General features: G+C 72.1%; 13 protein-coding genes and 1 pseudogene. 7 read left to right on the top strand and 7 right to left on the bottom strand.

Annotation, left to right across the window (positions count from 1 at the left end):
• Positions 1-102: 102 nt before the first annotated feature.
• The 3 genes from Prum_RS10605 to Prum_RS10595 all read left to right on the top strand — a co-directional run bounded on the left by Prum_RS10605 (position 103) and on the right by Prum_RS10595 (position 7735).
• Positions 103-3105 carry an AfsR/SARP family transcriptional regulator gene (locus tag Prum_RS10605; protein ID WP_173076031.1) on the top strand — a complete coding sequence of 1001 codons (3003 nt, stop codon included), beginning with the start codon at positions 103-105 and terminating at the stop codon, positions 3103-3105.
• Positions 3106-3121: 16 nt separating this feature from the next.
• Positions 3122-3970, top strand: a complete 849-nt coding sequence (locus tag Prum_RS10600; RefSeq protein WP_371871363.1) for an SAM-dependent methyltransferase — start codon at positions 3122-3124, stop codon at positions 3968-3970.
• Between the two features lie 948 nt (positions 3971-4918).
• A complete protein-coding gene (locus tag Prum_RS10595; RefSeq protein WP_173076029.1) occupies positions 4919-7735 on the top strand; it encodes a helix-turn-helix transcriptional regulator in 2817 nt (938 codons plus the stop codon).
• Between the two features lie 134 nt (positions 7736-7869).
• Here Prum_RS10595 and Prum_RS10590 read toward each other — a convergent pair whose 3' ends face one another.
• From Prum_RS10590 to Prum_RS10565, 6 genes are all read right to left on the bottom strand, one after another.
• Positions 7870-8082, bottom strand: coding sequence for a hypothetical protein (locus Prum_RS10590; protein ID WP_173072731.1), 213 nt, complete (start codon positions 8080-8082; stop codon positions 7870-7872).
• Between the two features lie 65 nt (positions 8083-8147).
• Positions 8148-8351 carry a hypothetical protein gene (locus Prum_RS10585; RefSeq protein ID WP_173076027.1) on the bottom strand — a complete coding sequence of 68 codons (204 nt, stop codon included), beginning with the start codon at positions 8349-8351 and terminating at the stop codon, positions 8148-8150.
• Positions 8351-9226 carry a substrate-binding domain-containing protein gene (locus Prum_RS10580; protein WP_246277800.1) on the bottom strand — a complete coding sequence of 292 codons (876 nt, stop codon included), beginning with the start codon at positions 9224-9226 and terminating at the stop codon, positions 8351-8353. Before Prum_RS10580 ends, Prum_RS10585 begins: the two co-directional genes overlap by 1 nt.
• Positions 9227-9457: 231 nt before the next feature.
• Positions 9458-10069 carry a hypothetical protein gene (locus tag Prum_RS10575; protein ID WP_173076025.1) on the bottom strand — a complete coding sequence of 204 codons (612 nt, stop codon included), beginning with the start codon at positions 10067-10069 and terminating at the stop codon, positions 9458-9460.
• A gap of 372 nt (positions 10070-10441) precedes the next feature.
• Entirely contained in the window at positions 10442-10675 is a 234-nt protein-coding gene (locus tag Prum_RS49445) for a hypothetical protein (protein WP_218577200.1), read from the bottom strand.
• 146 nt (positions 10676-10821) lie between these two features.
• Positions 10822-11013, bottom strand: coding sequence for a hypothetical protein (locus tag Prum_RS10565; RefSeq protein WP_173076023.1), 192 nt, complete (start codon positions 11011-11013; stop codon positions 10822-10824).
• 193 nt (positions 11014-11206) lie between these two features.
• On the opposite strand from Prum_RS10565, the gene Prum_RS53705 reads away from it, so the two are divergent.
• The 3 genes and pseudogenes from Prum_RS53705 to Prum_RS10555 all read left to right on the top strand — a co-directional run bounded on the left by Prum_RS53705 (position 11207) and on the right by Prum_RS10555 (position 15776).
• Complete coding sequence (locus Prum_RS53705; protein ID WP_218577199.1) at positions 11207-11788, top strand: hypothetical protein; 582 nt, start codon at positions 11207-11209, stop codon at positions 11786-11788.
• Complete coding sequence (locus tag Prum_RS10560; protein WP_218577198.1) at positions 11785-13485, top strand: sialidase family protein; 1701 nt, start codon at positions 11785-11787, stop codon at positions 13483-13485. Before Prum_RS53705 ends, Prum_RS10560 begins: the two co-directional genes overlap by 4 nt.
• Positions 13486-13614: 129 nt before the next feature.
• A pseudogene (locus Prum_RS10555) lies at positions 13615-15776 on the top strand (HelD family protein).
• On the opposite strand, the gene Prum_RS10550 reads toward Prum_RS10555, so the two are convergent.
• Complete coding sequence (locus Prum_RS10550) at positions 15733-16692, bottom strand: nucleoside hydrolase (RefSeq protein WP_173076021.1); 960 nt, start codon at positions 16690-16692, stop codon at positions 15733-15735. The pseudogene Prum_RS10555 and the gene Prum_RS10550 sit on opposite strands and share 44 nt — an antisense overlap.
• Before the next feature lie 19 nt (positions 16693-16711).
• On the opposite strand from Prum_RS10550, the gene Prum_RS10545 reads away from it, so the two are divergent.
• Positions 16712-17824 carry a geranylgeranyl reductase family protein gene (locus tag Prum_RS10545; RefSeq protein ID WP_173076019.1) on the top strand — a complete coding sequence of 371 codons (1113 nt, stop codon included), beginning with the start codon at positions 16712-16714 and terminating at the stop codon, positions 17822-17824.
• Positions 17825-17827 lie beyond the last annotated feature (3 nt).

Genomic DNA, 17827 nt, shown 5'->3' with positions numbered 1-17827 from the left:
TCCCCCCGGTGTACGTCACCGACAGTGACCGTTGGCATGCGCGCGGGAACCCCATGGGCATTTTCCAGCCTGCCAGCGCCCGTGATACAAACGCTCATACACGTGGCACACACAGCTCACACTCAGTTCACGGTGCTCGGACCCGTCACGGTTGTGACCGGCGGGCGCCAGCATCGGATTCCCCGCGCACAGACCCGCGGGCTCCTCGCGCTCATGCTGCTGAACCTCGGCCGGCGGGTGTCCCGGGAGGCGGTGATCGAGGCGATGTGGGGCGGCACCCCGCCGTCCACCGCGCGCTCGCAGGTGCACAACGCGGTCACGGTGATCCGCGGGCGGCTGGCCGAGATCGGCGCGCCGGAGGTGTTCGCGAGCGACCCGTCCGGCTACGAACTTCTCGTGGAGCCGCACCAGGTCGACGCGGCCCGGTTCGACGAGCGCGTGCGGCTGGCCCGCGACGCGGCCGCGCGAGGCGAGGCCAAAGAGGCGGTACGGCTGCTGCGCGGCGCGCTGGACCTGTGGACCGGGGAGCCGCTCGCCGACGCCACCGGATCCTTCGTGGACGCCGCTCGGGCCCGGCTGGTCGAGCGCCGGCTCACCGCGGTCGAGGACCTCGCCGACCTGGAGCTGGACCTCGGCCGCGCCGAGGCCATCGCCGCGGAGTTGGCCCCGCTCGTGGACGCGCACCCGATGCGGGAGCGGCTGCGGGTCCGCCAGATGACCGCGCTCTACCGCTCCGGGCGGCAGGTCGAGGCGCTGCAGACCTACCGGGTGTACCGGAACCTGCTGGCCGAGCACGAAGGGCTCGACCCGGGGCGGGAGATCGCCGAACTGGAGCGCCTGATCCTGCGCGCCGACTCAGGGCTGGCGACACCGCAGACCGTGGCGGCGCCGGCGCTCCTGCCGCCCGACATCCCGGACTTCACCGGACGGGACGCCGCGGTCGACGACCTCCGCAAGCTGCTCACCGACGGGCGCCCGGCCGCCGCGCTCGCGATCGCCGGCGTGGCGGGCATGGGCGGCGTCGGCAAGACCACGCTCGCCGTGCACGTGGCGCACCAGGCCGCGCCCGCGTACCCGGACGGGCAGCTCTACGCCAACCTGCGCGGCGCCGAAGCGGTCCCGCTGGACGCCGCGGACGTGCTGGCCCGCTTCCTGCGCGCGCTGGGCGTGGACAGCCGGGCGATCCCGGAGGACGTGGTCGAGCGGGCCGAGCTCTATCGCACCCGGCTGGCCGGGCGCCGGGTGCTCGTCGTGCTGGACAACGCGGCGTCCGAGGAGCAGGTGCGCCCGCTGCTGCCGGGCGCCGCGTCGTGCGCGGTCCTGGTGACCAGCCGGGCCCGGCTCACCGGCGTCGAGGGCGCCCGCTGGATCGATTTAGAGGTCTTCGCCAGCGGCGAGGCCATCCGGCTGCTCGGCCGGGTCACCGGGGACGACCGGGTCGCGACCCAGCCGGCGGACGCGGCCGAGATCGTTCGGCTCTGCGGCGGCCTCCCGCTGGCGGTGCGCGTCGCCGGGGCCCGGCTGACCGCCCGGCCCAGCTGGCGGCTGGCCCACCTCGCCGGCATGCTGCGGGACGAGCGCCGCCGGCTGGACCGGCTCGCGACCGGCGACCTCGAGGTGCGCGCCTCGCTCGCACTGAGCTATGACGGGCTGGACGGCGCGACCCGGCTGCTCTTTCGCAGGCTGGGACTCTTCGACGTACCCGATTTCCCGGGATGGCTGGCCGGCGCCGTGCTCGACGGCCCGGCGGACGCCGCCGCGCACCTGGAGGCGCTGTTCGACGCGCAGCTATTGGCCGCCGCGGGGGTCGATGCCGCGGGCCAGATCCGCTACCGGTTCCATGACCTGGTCCGCTTGTACGCCCAGGAGCGCGCCGAGATCGAAGATCCGTCGCAGGAGCGCACTCATGCGCTGGAGCGCGGCTTCGCGGCCTGGCTCGGGGTGGCGGAGCGGATGGCGGCGCAGGTGCCCGGGCCGTGTTACGCGGCGATCGGCGGCTCGGTCCCGCGGCCGCCGGTCGACTGGCCGCTGGACGACGTCGACCCGCTGCAGTGGTTCGACGCGGAACGGGCGGCGCTGCTGCCGGCGGTGCGGCAGGCGTGCGAACTGGGCCTGGACGAGTTGGCGTTCGACCTGGCGGGGCGGCTGGAGAAGTACTTCGACATCCGCGGCATGTACGCCGACTGGAACGCCATCAACACGCTGGTCCTCGGCGCGTGCCGGCGGGCGGGCAACCGGCTCGGCGCGGCGGTCATGCTGCGCGGCCTCATCGACGTGGTCACCTGGAACACCACGCCCGAGGGCGGCGACGCGACGACCCGCTTCCACACGGACGCGTTCCAACTGCTGGAGATGTTCACCGAGCTGGCCGAGCCGCGCGGGATGTCCGACGCGGCGGTCATGTGCTCGTGGGCGCTGACCGCGCAAGCCGCGTACCCGGAAGCGGTGGACTACGGGACGCGGGCGCTGCGGCTGGCCGAGGAGTCCGGCCACAAGGGCGGCGAGGCCCGTGCGCACGTGGCGCTGGCGCTCGCCCGCGGCGAGCAATTGGATATAGTCTCCGCGATCCAGCATCTACACCACGCGCTCGCCGCCGCCCGCGCGCTCGGCAATCCCCGGTACGAGTCCGCGGTGCTGCAGTTCCTCGGCATCGCGCACCGGGAAGCGGGTGACCTCGACGCGAGCGAGCAGCGGCTGGGCGAGTCGCTGGCCATCTCGCACCGCTACCGGGACAACTACACCAAGGTGCTCACCATGCTCGCGCTGGCCCGGCTGCACCTGCGCCGCGGCGACCCGCAGGCCCGGTCGGCGGCGGAGTCGTCGCTCGCGCTCGGCCGCGAATACAACATGACCCATCACGTCGCCGACGCGCTCGGCGTGCTGGGCGAGATCGAGCTGGCCGGCGGCGACCCGGAGCGCGCGGTCGCGTACCTGGAGGAGTCGGTGGCGATGTGGCGCACCCGCGGCTGGCTGTCATTCCTGGCGGCGGCGCTGGTGAGTCTCGGGCGGGCGTACGCCGCGGCGGGCTCGCCGGCCGCGGACGGTGCTTTCGCCGAGGCGCAGGAGATCGCTACTCGGTTGGGGAGGAACGGCAGTGGTCAGTAGTGGACAGTACGGCGAGGTGGACGAGCGCAACTGGGCGCAGGCCCGCGAGCGGCTCGGCGACGACGTCAACACGGCCACCGCGGCCCGCATGTACGACTACTACCTGGGCGGGGTGCACAACTTCGCGGCCGACCGGCAGGCGGCCGAGAACGTGATCGCGTCGATGCCGCTGGTGCCGTCAATCGCGCGGGCCAACCGGGAGTTCCTGGGCCGGGCCGTGCGGCACCTGGTCGCGCAGGGCGTACATCAGTTCCTGGATATTGGATCCGGGATGCCGACGCAAGGGAACGTGCACCAGGTCGCGCAGGCGGCCAACCCGGACGCCCGGGTGGTCTACGTGGACATCGACCCGGTGGCGGTCATGCACAGCCGGGGCCTGCTGGAGGGCAACGAGCGGGCGGCCGCCGTCCTCGGCGACCTGTGCCGCCCGGACGACCTGCTGGAGCTGCTGGACCACCCCGACCTGCGCGCCGTCATCGACCTGGACCGGCCGGTCGCCGTGCTGCTGGTCGCGGTGCTCCACTTCGTACCCGACGACGCCCTCGCCTACACGGCCGTCCGGAAGGTCCGCGAGCGGCTGGCGCCGGGCAGCTGGCTGGTGCTGTCACACGGGGCGGCCGAGGGGTTCCTGGCGAGCCAGGCACAGGCCGTGCAGGGTGTCTACAAGCAACGGACGGCGACCCCGGGCGGTCTGCGTACGGCGGACGAGGTGCTTCGATTCTTCGGCGACGACTTCGAGGTCGTACCGCCAGGGCTCGTGTGGGCGCCGGCCTGGCGTCCCGAGTCGGGCCACGAGTCCGACCCCTTCGACGGCCACCCAGAGCGCTCCGGCATGCACGCCGCCGTAGCCCAAAAGCCGCTCTAACCCCCACCCCGCCGCGTCCCGCGCCGCCCCCGTCCCCGCGTCCCGCGTCCCGCGTCCCGCGTCCCGCGCCTTCCGCGCCGGCCCCGTCTCCGCGCCCGCGCCGCGTGCTGGCCCCGTCGCCGCGTCCCGCGCCGTGCGTCGGCCCCGCCGCCGCGTCCCGCGCCGTGCGTCGGCCCCGCCGCCGCGTCGATCAAGGGCAAATGGTCGTGCTTTGATCTCTGATCCGCGACCATTTGCCCTTGATCGACGCGAAAATCCTTGATCGGGGAGGGTCTCCGCCGGTGCGGCGGTGCCTAAGATTCCTGGTCAGAGCGGCGGACGTGCCGGGCGACCGTGTCGACCCATGTCGCCCGGGTCGTACCGCCGCTCTCTTCAGGACCGGGGGGATGCAAGGTCCCTTGCGCAGATGCTCTCTGCAATTTGCAAAATTGGCGGCCGTGAAACCTTCCCATCCGGCTCCCGAGGCGGCATCATTACTTCTCGTTGGTGTTGCTCTGAAGCCGCTTCGGAGAGGGGATCTACCAGGGCGGTGATGGCCCTAGGGTTCACGGGTGGTAAACGGCTGCCAGTGCGACCGTGCCAGCGGTCGCGGCTGCTGCTGCCAGTGCGCTAATGGCCATCACCGTTACGGCGATGGCTGTCCTTCTGAATTTATACATTGCACGCTCCTGCCAAGCGTACGGGTAAACCAGACATTGGGCGACGGCCACGTCGCCCGTGCGGTTTTCCCTGCCTCCAAATACACCCAGCTAGGTATTGATTACGGTCGGGTAGGCGGGTGAACGGCAGGTTAACAGCAGTGAAACGATTGCCTAATCGCAGGCAAGCGGACACTGTCGATTATTCATGTTCATCGGATCTTTGGCTCAGGGGTGGGCGCGATTGTTGCAGGCATACGGCGGGTGAACGACGGGTTCGTGGCGGCGGACGAAAGGTGAGGTTCACGAGATGGTCGAGACGCGGTTTGCCCCATCGCTAATCGGGCGTCAGCGTCATCTCGATCGGACGCGGAGCTGGATTTCGGACCTCGCCGCCGGGCGCGGTCGGGCCGTCCTTGTCGAGGGCGAGCCGGGTATCGGTAAGTCGTCGCTGATGCGCGCCGCTGCGGACGAGGCGAAGTCGGCCGGCTGCCAGGTCTTCTGGGCGTCCTGCGACGAGCTGAGCCACGCGTTCCCGTTGCTTCCCCTGCTCGACGCCCTGGAGTCCGCGCCCGTCGACAGCGGCGGTCAGGCCGAGATCCTGGAGCTGCTCCGCATCGAGTCCGCGCCGGGCAACGGCGTCGATCACGTCGCCGCCGCCACCGAGCGATTGCTGGCGCTGGTCGACGAGCTGTGCACGGACATCCCGGTCATGCTGGTCGTTGACGACCTCCAGTGGGCCGACCCCGCCACCGTGCAGATGTTGGGCCGGCTGGTGCGGTCGGTGCGCCAGCTTCCCCTGTTCGTGGTCGGCGTCATGCGCCCGGTACCGCGGCGGGAAGACCTGAAGGCGCTGGGTCGCACGATCGAGCCGGCGTCCCGCATGCGGCTGCACAGCCTCTCCGAAGTCGAGGTTGGCGAGCTGGTCGCCAACGCAGCCGGCAGCACGCCGGGCCCCCGCCTGCTCCGGTTGGCCGCTGGCGCTGCCGGCAACCCGCTGTACATCACCGAGCTGGTCGCGGCACTGGATCGGGCAGGCGCGCTGACCACCGACAACGGCACGATCGAGGCAACCGGTACGAAGACGCCGGGCTCGCTGGCCGCCGTCATCGCCGACCGGCTCGAGTTCCTCTCCCCGGCCGGGCGCGGCACGCTGCGCGCCGCGGCGCTGCTGGGCGTGGACTTCTCGGTGTCCGAGCTCGCGATGGCGTCGGGCCAGACGGTGACCGAGCTGATGCCGGTCCTCGACGAGGCGATCCTCGCGGGCGTCCTGCGGGAAAACGACTTCGCCCTGGCGTTCCGGCACCCGCTGATCCGCACCGCCCTCTACGAGGAGCTGCCGATCGCCGTCCGGGCTGCCTGGCACCGCGACGCCGCTCGCGCACTCGCCGACAATGGTGCCCCGGCCGAGCGGGTGGCCCGGCAGTTGCTGCCCGCGTTCCAGGATGAGGGCACCGCCGGCGTGGCCGACGAGTGGATGGTGCAGTGGCTGGTCGACACCGGCCAGCGGCTGGTGGCTCGTGCGCCGGGTGCCGCGATCCCGCTCCTGCGCCGAGCGGTGGCGGCGATACCCGCCGGGGTGGCACCGCACGACCTGCTTGCCTGCCGCCTCGCCGATGCCCTCTACCGGACGGGCGACGCCGCCAGTGCGGCTGAGGTGGCGACGAGCGCGCTCGAATACGTGACCCGCCCGGACTACCTCGTCGACCTGCACTGGACGTTGACGCAATGCCGCAGCATGCAGGGTAGGGCTGAGGAGGCGCTCGCCGCGCTGGACCGTGCGCTGGACGGGCCCATGGTGGGCCGGCAGCACCGCACCCGGCTGCTGGTGCTGAAGGCGCGTACCCAGTGCCTCCTTGGCCGTGTGGACACGGCCGGCCAGGTCGCGACCACCGCGCTCGCCGCGGCCACCGAGTCCGGGGATCGGTGGGCCACCGGGTGGGCGCTCGGGTTGCAGACCGTCGTGCAGGGCATGCGTGGCGAGGCGGCCCGAAGCCTGCCGCTCTTCGACAGGGCCCTCGCCGTCGCCGAGGGACACCCGGGCCTGGCCGACCTCCGGCTGTCGCTGCATATCAACCACGCCGTTGCTCTCGTCCATCTCGATCGCTTGGACGCGGCCATCGGCGCGGCCGAGCACGGGCGTCAGCTGGCCGACGAGGCCGGAAACATGGTCCGGCTCGGGCAGGCGCAGAGCGTTCTCGGCGAGCTCCTATTCCTGGCCGGGCGCTGGGACGACGCGCTGGTGGAGATCGAGCCCGCGCCGGGCGCTTCCAAGAGCCCAGTGGTGGAGTGCTGCGACCGGGGCGTGGCCGCCGTCATTCGGCTCCATCGTGGGGACCCGACGGCCGGGCAGGATCTCGCGGACGCCGAGCGATACGCCGCGCAACTCGGCGATCGGGTCATCGGTGTGCTGGCGCTAGCCAAGAGCCTCAACCGGGAGCAGGCCGACGATCCGGTCGAGGCGCTCGCGGTGCTCATGGCCGGGCTGTCCGAGACCGAGGACACCGAGACAACCGCCGACCTGCTTGCCGACGCCGTCCGGCTCGCCATCGAGGTCGGCGACTTCGAGGCCGCCCGCACGGTCGTCAAGCAGGCCGAGGAAGTCGCGCGTACGTCCGACGTGCCGCACCACATCGCACTGCCGCCGCACTGCCGTGGCCTGCTCGACCGCGACCCAGAGCTGTTGCTCAGCGCCGCCCAGCACTACGAGGCCGCCGGCCGGCCGCTGCCGCGGGCACAGGCGCTGGAGGCCGCCGGCGCGGCGCTGGCCGAGCGCGGTGACGTCGCCGGCGCGCGAGCCCACTTCACCACCGCGTTCTCCCTCTACAGCGACCTGGGCGCCGAGTGGGATCTGGCCCGTACGCAGGCCAAATTCCGGTCGTACGGCATCCGGCGCGGGCCGCACGTGCGGCACCGTCGGGCCGACCACGGCTGGAGCAGCCTTACCCCGACCGAGATCAAGGTTGCCGGGCTGGTCGCGGACGGAATGTCGAACCCGCAGATCGCGGCCCACCTTTTCCTGAGCCGGCGCACCGTCCAGACGCACGTATCGCACATCCTCGCCAAGCTCAACCTGCATTCGCGCACCGAGATTGCGCGCGAGGTGAGCCTGCGCGCCACCGCTTAGCGTTCGTTAAGGGCGGGTGGCAAGGTTAACGGACGGCAAACAGGGCGAATCGCTCTGCATTTTGCATAATGCAAAACGCAGAGCGCGGCAGGCCCTGGAAATCCAAGACCTGCCGCTGCGTGACTGACGACTGGTTAAGCTGCCCGCTGCCGCGGAATGCGCCGCGGAGGCGGCACCTCTATCAGCTCGTTGATGTTGAAGGGGCCACCCATTGTCGAACGGTGCTGGGCCATGTGCGCCCGGAGACCCGCCTCCCAGATGGCCTGGTCGATCTCCGGCGGGGCGATCCAGCGGTGGGAGTTGTCGCTGTAGTGGAGGTCCTCGTCGCCTCGATGCATAACGCTCACATGACCTAGCGTCGCGGAGCGGGACGTACGAGAAATCCGCCACCTTAGTGACTTACGAAGGCCGCCTACGACGCGGGTACGCAGGTCTCCACGCGGCGCGGCTCAACCCGGTCGGCCAGCCGGCGCAGCACCACGGCGGCGGCGAGACGCATGCCCTCGGCGCGCTGCCGCGGCGGGCGTTCGGGCGCGGTAGGCGCTGCCGGCCGGGCGGACATGACGTGGTGCCGGGTCGCCTTGTCAGCGAGGATCATGGCGGTTGGATCCAACATCAGATACCCCTTGTCGGTGCCGGACCGGTGGAGGCCCGGACGATGAGTTCGGTGGGCAGGACGACGTGCCGGCCAGCCGGGTCGGTCGGCGGTTCGAGCAACAGTGCTCCGGCGATGCGGCCCCGCTCGAAGGCCGGCTGCCGGACGGTGGTCAGGTGAGCGCCATCCGCATCCGGGATGTCGTCGAAGCCGACGACCGACACGTCCCGCCCCGGTTGCAGGCCCCGCGCGGCGACCGCGTCCAGGACCCCCAGCGCGAGGATGTCGGTCAGCGCCACCACCGCCGTGGGGCGCGGTGCGCGATCGAGCGCGTACGCCGCGGCGGCCGCACCCTCCTCGCGACTGTTGCCGTGGGCGTTGACGGTGACGATCTCCGTCCACTCCAGACCACCGGCGCGAAACGCGTCGCGGTAGCCACGCAGCCGCTCGCGACTCACGTACGACGGCAGGTCCTCGGGCGCCGGCACACTCAGCAGGCGGGTCGCGCGGTCGGTGCTCAGGTAGTCGCCGATCACCGCGATGCGCCGGTGTCCGAGGTGGACGATGTGCTCGCCTGCCACGCGGGTGGCTGCCACCTCGTCGACGCCGACGAAGTACGCGTCCGGCCAGCTCTCGCCCGGCTGCTCGGAGCTCACCACCGGCAGGCCGCGTGCCTGGGCGGCGGCCATCGCCCGGTACCACTCCGGGACGCAGTAGAAGCAGAAGCCGTCGACAGCCGCGTTCTGCACGGCGCTCAGGGCGCCCTCGGGGTCGGCAGCCAGCGGCACGAGCAGCAGCCCTGTCTCGTGACGCTCGGCGACCTCGGCCAGCCCGCGCAGATACTGCACCGCGTACGGGTCGGTGAACGCGTACGACAGGGCTGGTGTGAACAGCACTCCAATCGCCCCGGCGCGACCCCGGCGCAGCGAGCGGGCCGTCGGGTTGGGCCCCGAGTAGCCCAGCTCCCGAGCCGCCGCGAAGATCCGCTCGCGCAGCTCGGGGAGAGCTGGTCCGGCCGGCCGTACGCGTTGGAGACGGTGCTGCGCGATACGCCGACGGCATCGGCGATGGTCTGCAGCGTGGGCTTCATGGCGTCGGGCCGGTCCTTCTGTATCGATCCAGTGCTTCTAAATCGATACAGTACTCCGATCCGGCCGGAGCGCAACCCCCTCCGCGCGTACCCGCTCGTCCTGCGGCAGCCGGTTGGTGAGCGCGAGCAGGACGAGGGCGACGACGACCGCGGCGATCCTGCGCCGGCGCCGGTGTGTCTCGCAGGCGTGCCACCACGCCACCGCCGCCTCGCCCAGCGGCCCAGCCCTGGGGCGCTGCGTCGGGTCCAGGTGCGGCGCGAGCCGGAGGGCGACGCTCGACAGGGCCGGGCGCAGCGGCGGTCCCGGCGGCTCGACCGTGCCGGCGGACCACACCTGCACCTCCACCGGCCACACGTCGGCGTCGAGCGGCAGCAACTCGGGCGCCTGCCAGTGCTCCGCCCGGCGGCTGAACGCACGCCGCAGGTACAGATCGGTGGCCCCCGGCTGGCGCAGGCGGGTGCGCTGCAACTCCAGCCAGCGCCACCGGGTCGCGACATCGGTCAGCACGTCGGGATAGAGGTGGTCGGCGTCCCGCTCGGTACCCACGACCCGGGCCGCGTCGCGCCGGAGCGCGTCGAGATGGTGCTCGACGAACGCCACGTACTCCGGCGGCGGCTCGGGCGAGATGCGCGGCAACAGACGCGGCATGCTGCCTCCCTTGGCCTGACCTTTCCATCGTGGACCCGAAACCCCCGTCCCGCGACCCCATCACCCCGTCCGCCCGCCTCCGCGGCCCGCCGACCTCGCGGCGCCGCCGCGGCTCGCGGCGCGATGCGCCGCGCATGGCGCGACACCGCGCCGCCTCCCGCCGCGTCGATCAAGGATTTGTGCGTCGATCAAGGGCATACGGTCGTGGATCGGAGATCAAACCGCGGCCATATGCCCTTGATCGGCGAGGGAGCCCTTGATCGACGCGGCCAGCGCGAGGAGGGCGCGGCCCGCGCGAGGAGGGCGCGGCCCGCGCGAGAAGAGCCCGCGAGGAGAGCTCGCGGGGAGGGCGCGGCGAGCGAGCGGGAGTGGTCAGGCGGGGCGGAAGCGGAGCGCGGACCAGACTGGATCGATCGAGACCTGGCGTACCGGCCGGACGCCGCGGCCGGCGAGCGTCGCCGCGAGCCGGTCGCGGTTGAGGTCGGTGCCGAGCTGGCCGGCCTTCGGGTACGCGATCCAGGCCAGCCGGTCGGCGCGGGCGGCGTCGAGGGTGGCGGCGGTGGCCTGGCCGGCCAGTCCGGCGTTGTCCAGGACGAACGCGATCACCGCGTCGGCCTCGCCGGCCTCGGTGACTCGGGTGGCGCCGTCCGGCAGCGCGACCGCGACCTCGGCGGGGCGTCCAGCACGGCTACCCGCTGGCCGGTACGGATCTGCAGCTTGGCGCCGACCTCCACGCCGACACCCTACCGCCGTCAGACGTACGCGGGCTGGGCCGGCAGCGACATCGGCTCGCCGGTGTTGGGGTCGTAGCAGAGGTACTGGCCGTTCTTGTGGACCCAGCCCCAGATGTCGTCCAGGGCCAGGGACAGGCCGCAGTGCTGGCAGGTCGCTTCCGTCGGGGTGGTGGCCGCGGGGTCGTTCACCGACGGTGTCGCATCTGTCACAGCGTTTCCCTCCGTTTGACAGCCTCTGAGCAGGGCTTCCGTCCCATCATCGGCCACCTTGGCAAGCTTTCGCATTCGGCGGTACGGCCACTAGGTTACCGCCGAGTCGGTTAACCCCACCGAGCTCAGTCCGGAGTTGGTTTACCGTCCCAACTATTGACGGCACCTCCATCGAGGATGTCGAATCTGGCCCATGACAGGTGCGCACATCTCCCGCCGCGGCCTGCTGGCGGCGGGGGCCGCCGGGGCGGCGGCTCAGGCCCTCATATCCGAACCAGCAAAGGCCGGATCCAGCGGCTACACATGGCGAAACGTCGAGATCGTCGGTGGCGGGTTCGTGCCCGGCATCGTCTTCAACCAGACCGAGCCCGGCCTGGTGTACGCCCGTACCGACATCGGCGGCGCGTACCGCTGGAGTCGGGCGAAGAAGCGGTGGGTCCCGCTGCTCGACTGGGTGGGCTGGGACCAGTGGGGCTACACCGGCGTGGTCAGCCTCGCCACCGACCCGGTCGACCCCGATCGGGTGTACGCGGCCGTCGGCACATACACGAATGATTGGGATCCGAACAACGGCGCCATCCTGCGCTCCCGCGACCGGGGTGCGACGTGGCGGGCGAGCCCGCTGCCGTTCAAGCTGGGCGGCAACATGCCGGGGCGCGGCATGGGGGAGCGGCTGGCCGTGGACCCGCACCGCAACAACGTGCTCTACCTGGGCGTACGCGGGGGAACGGGCTGTGGCGGAGCACCAACTTCGGGGCGACCTGGCAACCGGTGAGCAGCTTCCCGAACCCGGGCAACTACGTACCGGACCCGAACGACACCAGCGGCTACTCCAGCGACAACCAGGGCATCCTCTGGGTGACGCCCGATCCGACGAGGCGCACCATCTACGTCGGCGTCGCGGACAAGGAGAACATCCTCTACCGCTCCACCGACGCCGGCGCGACCTGGGAGCGGGTGCCCGGTCAGCCAACCGGCTACCTCCCGCACAAGGGCGTCCTGGACCACGTGGGCGGCTTCCTCTACCTCGCGACGAGCGACACCGCCGGGCCGTACGACGGGGGCAGGGGCGAGGTGTGGCGGCTGAACACGGGCACGGGCGAGTGGGCGCGGATCACCCCAGATCCAAACGGCGGATGGGGCTACAGCGGACTCACCATCGACCGGCAGAACCCCACCACCCTCATGGTGGCGACGCAGATCTCCTGGTGGCCGGACACCGTCTTCTTCCGCAGCACGGACCGCGGCGCGACGTGGACCCGGGCCTGGGACTTCCTCGGCTGGCCGGACCGGGCCAACCGGTACGACATCGACATCTCCGAGTCGCCCTGGCTGACCTGGAACAGCACGCCCGCGCCGCCCGAGCAGGCGCCGAAGCTGGGCTGGATGACCGAGTCGGTGGAGATCGACCCGTTCGACTCCGACCACCTGCTCTACGGCACCGGCGCGACCGTCTACGGCACCGACAACCTCACCGACTGGGACGCCGGCGGGACGGTGCACATCTCCGTACGGGCGCGCGGGCTGGAGGAGACCGCGGTGCAGGACCTGATCAGCCCGCCGGAGGGCGCGCACCTGCTGTCGGCCGTCCTCGACGTGGGCGGCTTCGTGCACACGGACTTCACCCGGCCGGGCACCATGTACGCCAACCCGACCATCAGCAGCACCACGAGCCTGGACTTCGCCGGGCTCGCCCCCGCCGTCATCGTCCGGTCCGGCAACGGCAACGCGCCGCGGTTCGGTATCTCCACCGACGGGGGTACGACGTGGACTCCGGCCGCCACCGAGCCGCCCGGGGTCAGCGGTGGCGGGACGGTCGCGGTGGGCGCGGACGGCAGCCGTACCGTGTGGGCGCCCGGCGGTGCTCCGGTGAGCTGGTCCGCCGACGGCGGCGCGACGTGGACGGCCGCGGCGGGCGTGCCGCAGGGCGCGACCGTCGAGTCCGACCGGGTCGACCCGGCCCGCTTCTACGCGGTGGCGGGCGGAGTGTTCTACGCCAGCGCGGACGGCGGTGCGACGTTCGCGGCCACGCCCGCAACGGGCCTGCCGGCCGAGGGCAACGTGCGCTTCAAGGCGCTGCCCGGCAAGGCCGGTGACGTCTGGCTGGCTGGCGGCAACGCGACGAGCGGCGTCTACGGCCTGTGGCACTCCACCGACGGGGGCGCGTCCTTCACCCGACTGTCCAACGTAGACGAGGCCGACGCTGTCGGCTTTGGCAAGGGCGGAAACATCTTCATCACCGCGAAGGTCCGCGGCGTCCGCGGCATCTTCCGCTCGGCCGACGCCGGCCGGCGCTGGCAGCGCATCAACGACGACCGCCACCAGTACGCCTGGACCGGCGCCGCCATCACCGGCGACCCCCGCGTGTACGGCCGCGTGTACCTGGCCACCAACGGAAGGGGATCATCTACGGCGAGCCGTAGGATGTATCTTTGTCGGTTGAACAACAAAAAAGAGGGCAGCGAAAACTGACCTCTTGACCGACAAAGTATAGACCACCAGGGAGCGGCTTTGTCAAGCAATTCCGCGGATATCGGCCGGGAGCAGGATATCGGCCAGGAGCAGGAGTACGTCTCGGCGCTCTACGAGCGGCTGGACGAGATGCGCGAGCAGTCCGCGAACCGGTTGGCCAGGGTGTTGCGGCAGACCGGTGGCACGCCGCAGGCCCGGTCGGAACGGGAGAGCGGGGTCGCCCTCTACACCGACCAGGTGGCCCAGTACGGCGCGGTGGAGCACGGGCTGTGCTTCGGCCGCCTGGACTTCCACAAAAGCGACACCGACGACGGCGACACCCGGTACATCGGGCGGATCGGCATCTTCGACGAGCGCCACGACTACCGGGCGATGCTGCTGGACTGGCGGGCGCCGGCGGCCCGCCCGTTCTACCTGGCGACCGCGGCGTCCCCGGACGGAGTGCGGCGGCGGCGACACATCCGGACCCGCCGCCGCACCGTCGTCGGCCTCGACGACGAGGTGCTCGACCTGGAGGAGGCGCACGAGGTCCACGAGGGACTGACCGGCGAGGCAGCCCTGCTGTCGGCGCTGAACGCGAGTCGCACCGGCCGGATGCGGGACATCGTCGAGACGATCCAGGCCGAGCAGGACCAGGTGATCCGGGCGCCGCTGGACGGCGTACTCGTGGTCCAAGGTGGACCCGGCACCGGCAAGACGGCGGTGGCCCTGCACCGGGCCGCGTATCTGCTCTACACCCACCGGCGCGAGCTGACCACGCGGGCCGTGCTGGTGGTGGGTCCTAATGAGACGTTCCTGCGGTACATCTCCCAGGTGTTGCCGTCGCTCGCCGAGACGGGCGTGTTGCTGGGCACGGTCGGCGACCTCTTTCCGGGCGTGACGGCGCGCCGCGCCGAGGCGGCCGAGGTCGCCGAGCTCAAGGGCCGGCTGTCCATGGTGGACGTGTTGGCGGCGGCGGTGCGGGACCGGCAGCGGGTGCCGGACGAGCCGCTGCCCGTCGCGGTCGAGCAGGAGACGCTGTGGCTCGACCCGGAGACGGTACGCCGGGCGCGGGAGCGGGCGCGCCGCTCGGGCAAGCCGCACAACCTGGCCCGGCCGGTGTTCGACACCGAGATCGTGCACGCGCTCGCGGCCCAGCTCGCCGAGAAGATCGGGTTCGACCCGTACGCGCACGACCCGCTCGGTGAGGGTGACGCGCCCGGCGAGGAGATCATTTTCGACGACGCCGACATGGCCGAGATCCGCCGCGAACTGCGCAAGGAGCCCGAACTGCTGGGCACGCTGGACTGGCTCTGGCCGATCCTCACGCCGGAGCAGCTGGTGGCCGGGCTGTTCGCGTCGCCCGAGCGGTTGGCCAGAGCCGCGGGCGACGCGCGGCTACAAAGGGAGCCGAGAGGTGGCTGGAGCCCCGCCGACGTGCCCCTGCTGGACGAGGCCGCGGAGCTGCTCGGCGAGGACGAGGCCAGCGCGGCGGCGCGGGTCGAGCGGCTGCGCCGGGCCCGGATCGAGTACGCCGAGGGGTGCTGGACATCACCCGCGGCTCCGCGGCCACCGACTCCGAGGACGAGGTCGAAAACGAGATCCTGGCCGCGGCCGACCTGGTCCAGGCGAGCGAACTGGCCGAGCGCCACGTCGACGGCGACCGCCTGACCGCGGCGCAACGGGCGGCGGCCGACCGCTCCTGGGCGTTCGGTCATGTGATCGTCGACGAGGCGCAGGAGCTGTCGCCGATGGCGTGGCGGCTGCTGATGCGGCGCTGCCCGAGCCGGTCGATGACCGTGGTCGGCGACGTGGCCCAGACCGGCGACCTGGCCGGCACGTCCTCGTGGGGCGAGGTGTTCGAGCCGTACGTCGGCGGCCGGTGGCGGCTGGCCGAGCTGCGGGTCAACTACCGCACGCCCGCCGAGATCATGGCGGTGGCCGCGGAGGTCCTCGCCAAGATCGACCCGACGCTCGAACCGCCCCGGTCGGTACGGCAGTCCGGCGTCGAGCCGTGGACCCGGCCGCTGGAGCCGGGGCTGCTCACCAAGCTCATGCGAGAGCAGGAGGCCGAGGGCAAGCTCGGCGTGATCGTCCCGGCCGGGCGCCTCGACGAGCTGGGCGGCGAGCGGTCCGACCTGGAGGGCGACGTCGCCGTCCTGACCGTCAAGCAGGCCAAGGGGCTGGAGTTCGACTCGGTCATCGTGGTCGACCCGGATGCGATCGTCGCCGAGTCCCCGCGCGGCCAGAACGACCTCTACGTCGCCCTCACCCGGGCGACCCAGCGGTTGGGGATCCTGACAGCCGGCTGACCGCGTCGACCACCAGGTCCCAGAACGGCGCGGCCCGCAGCCGCACCGCCACCCGGGCGTTGGGCGCGAGACCCGTCTTGTGGTGCAGGTCGACCACCGTGGCGCCGCGCGTGTGCGTGCCGGTCAGCTCCACCACGACCGGCACGTCCACGCACTCCACCAGCGATGGGTCGATCACGCGGGCGATCGCCACCGGGTCGTGCAGCGGCGGGTCGGGCAGTCCGAAAACCCGCTCGTACGCCGACGCGAAGAACGTCATCAGCTCGACACATGCGTCGGCGAGCGGCGTGCCCAGCGCCCGGAACCGCGCCACGACGTCCGGCGTCACGAGTGCCTGATGGGTGACGTTCAGGCCGACGACCGTCACCGGCAGGCCCGACCGGAGCACAAGGTCGGCGGCCTCCGGGTCCACCGCGATGTTGAACTCCGCGTACGGCGTCACGTTCCCGCGCTCCGTCGAGCCGCCCATGAGCACGATTTCGCGGACCTTCGGTCGTACCTCGGGATGGTCCCGCAGCAGCACCGCGACGTTGGTCAGCGGTCCGGTCGGCACCAGCGTGACCGGCTCCGGATGCGCGAGCAGCAGGCGGCGCATGAGCGCGACGGCGTGCTCGTCCGCCAGCGGCACGGTCGGCTCGCCGAACGCCGGCCCGTCCAGGCCGGTCGAGCCGTGGATGTCGTCGGCGACATGCAGCTCGCCGACCAGCGGCCGGTCGTACCCGGCCGCGACCGGCACGCCGGTGATGCCGGCGATCGTGCAGACCCGCCGCGCGTTCAGCGTGGTCTTGTCCAGTGTCTGGTTGCCGGCCACCGTGGTGATCGCCAGCAGGTTGAGTCGCGGGTCAGCCGCCGCCAGCATGATGGCCAGCGCGTCGTCGTGCCCGGGGTCGCAGTCGAGGATGATCGGGAAAGCCACGGTGGCTATTCTGCTCGTGGTGGAAACATGGGATGTCGCCGTTGTCGGCGGAGGGCCGGCCGGGCTGTCCGCCGCGCACGCCGCGGCCCGGGCCGGGGCGCGAACGGTCGTACTCGAAAAGGCCACGCATCCCCGCTACAAGACCTGCGGCGGCGGCCTGATCGGCACGTCGCTCGCCGCCGTCGCGGACCGCATCGACGTGCCGGCCGACGACCGCGTCGGCCGGGCCACGTTCACCTGCGACGGCCGGCGCGAGTTCACCCGCCGTCACGACGGGCTGCTCACGATGGTCCGCCGGGAGGAGTTCGACCACGCGCTGCGCAAGGCCGCGGCCGACGCCGGCGCCGAGGTCCGCGAGCGGGTCACCGTCCGTGGCCTGCACGAATCCGCCGGCCACGTCGAGGTCCGACTAGCTTCTGGTACGCCGATGCGGGCCCGCGCCGTGGTCGGAGCGGATGGCTCATCGGGCATCACGGCCCGTCACGTCGGTGTCCGCTACACCCAGGTCGACCTCGGCCTGGAGGTGGAACTGCCGATCCCGCCGGCCCAGCAAGCGCGGTGGCGCGGGCGGCTCCTGCTCGACTGGGGCCCGATCCCCGGCTCGTACGCGTGGGTCTTCCCCAAGGGCGACCGGCTCACCGTGGGCGTGATCGCCTCGCGCGGGCAGGGCGAGGAGACAAAGGGCTACCTGCGGCGCTTCGTCGAGCGGCTGGGCCTGTCCGGCATCGAGCCGGTGCACGACTCGGGCCACCTGACCCGCTGCCGGGCCGACGACTCCCCGCTCCGCCAGGGCCGCGTGGTGGTCGCCGGCGACGCGGCCGGCCTGCTGGAACCGTGGACGCGCGAGGGCATCAGCTTCGCGCTGCGCTCGGGCGAGCTCGCCGGGGCGGCCGCGGCGGCCGGCGACCTCGGCGCGTACCCGGTCGCCGTGCAGGAGACGCTCGCCCCGGAGATGCACGCCGGCCGGCGGCTGCTCGCGGCGTTCGCCAAGCACCCGGGGACGTTCCACACCGTGCTGGCGACCCCGGTGGGCTGGCACCTCTTCAAGCGCTTCTGCGCCGGCGAACCCGCCCTGGTCGACGCCGTCCGTCGCCGCGGCGTCCGCGCCGCCCTCTCCGCCCTGGGAGGTTAGGAA

This window comes from Phytohabitans rumicis (assembly GCF_011764445.1).
GTDB lineage: Bacteria > Actinomycetota > Actinomycetes > Mycobacteriales > Micromonosporaceae > Phytohabitans > Phytohabitans rumicis.
The sequence above is the reverse complement of the archived record's forward strand: the minus strand, read 5'-3'. Positions and strand labels throughout refer to the sequence as shown.

Coding starts and splice junctions, on each gene's coding strand:
- Prum_RS10585 (WP_173076027.1), bottom strand. CDS start 8,351: ATGTTGGATCCAACCGCCATGATCCTCGCTGACAAGGCGACCCGGCAC.
- Prum_RS53705 (WP_218577199.1), top strand. CDS start 11,207: ATGACAGGTGCGCACATCTCCCGCCGCGGCCTGCTGGCGGCGGGGGCC.
- Prum_RS10575 (WP_173076025.1), bottom strand. CDS start 10,069: ATGCCGCGTCTGTTGCCGCGCATCTCGCCCGAGCCGCCGCCGGAGTAC.
- Prum_RS10595 (WP_173076029.1), top strand. CDS start 4,919: ATGGTCGAGACGCGGTTTGCCCCATCGCTAATCGGGCGTCAGCGTCAT.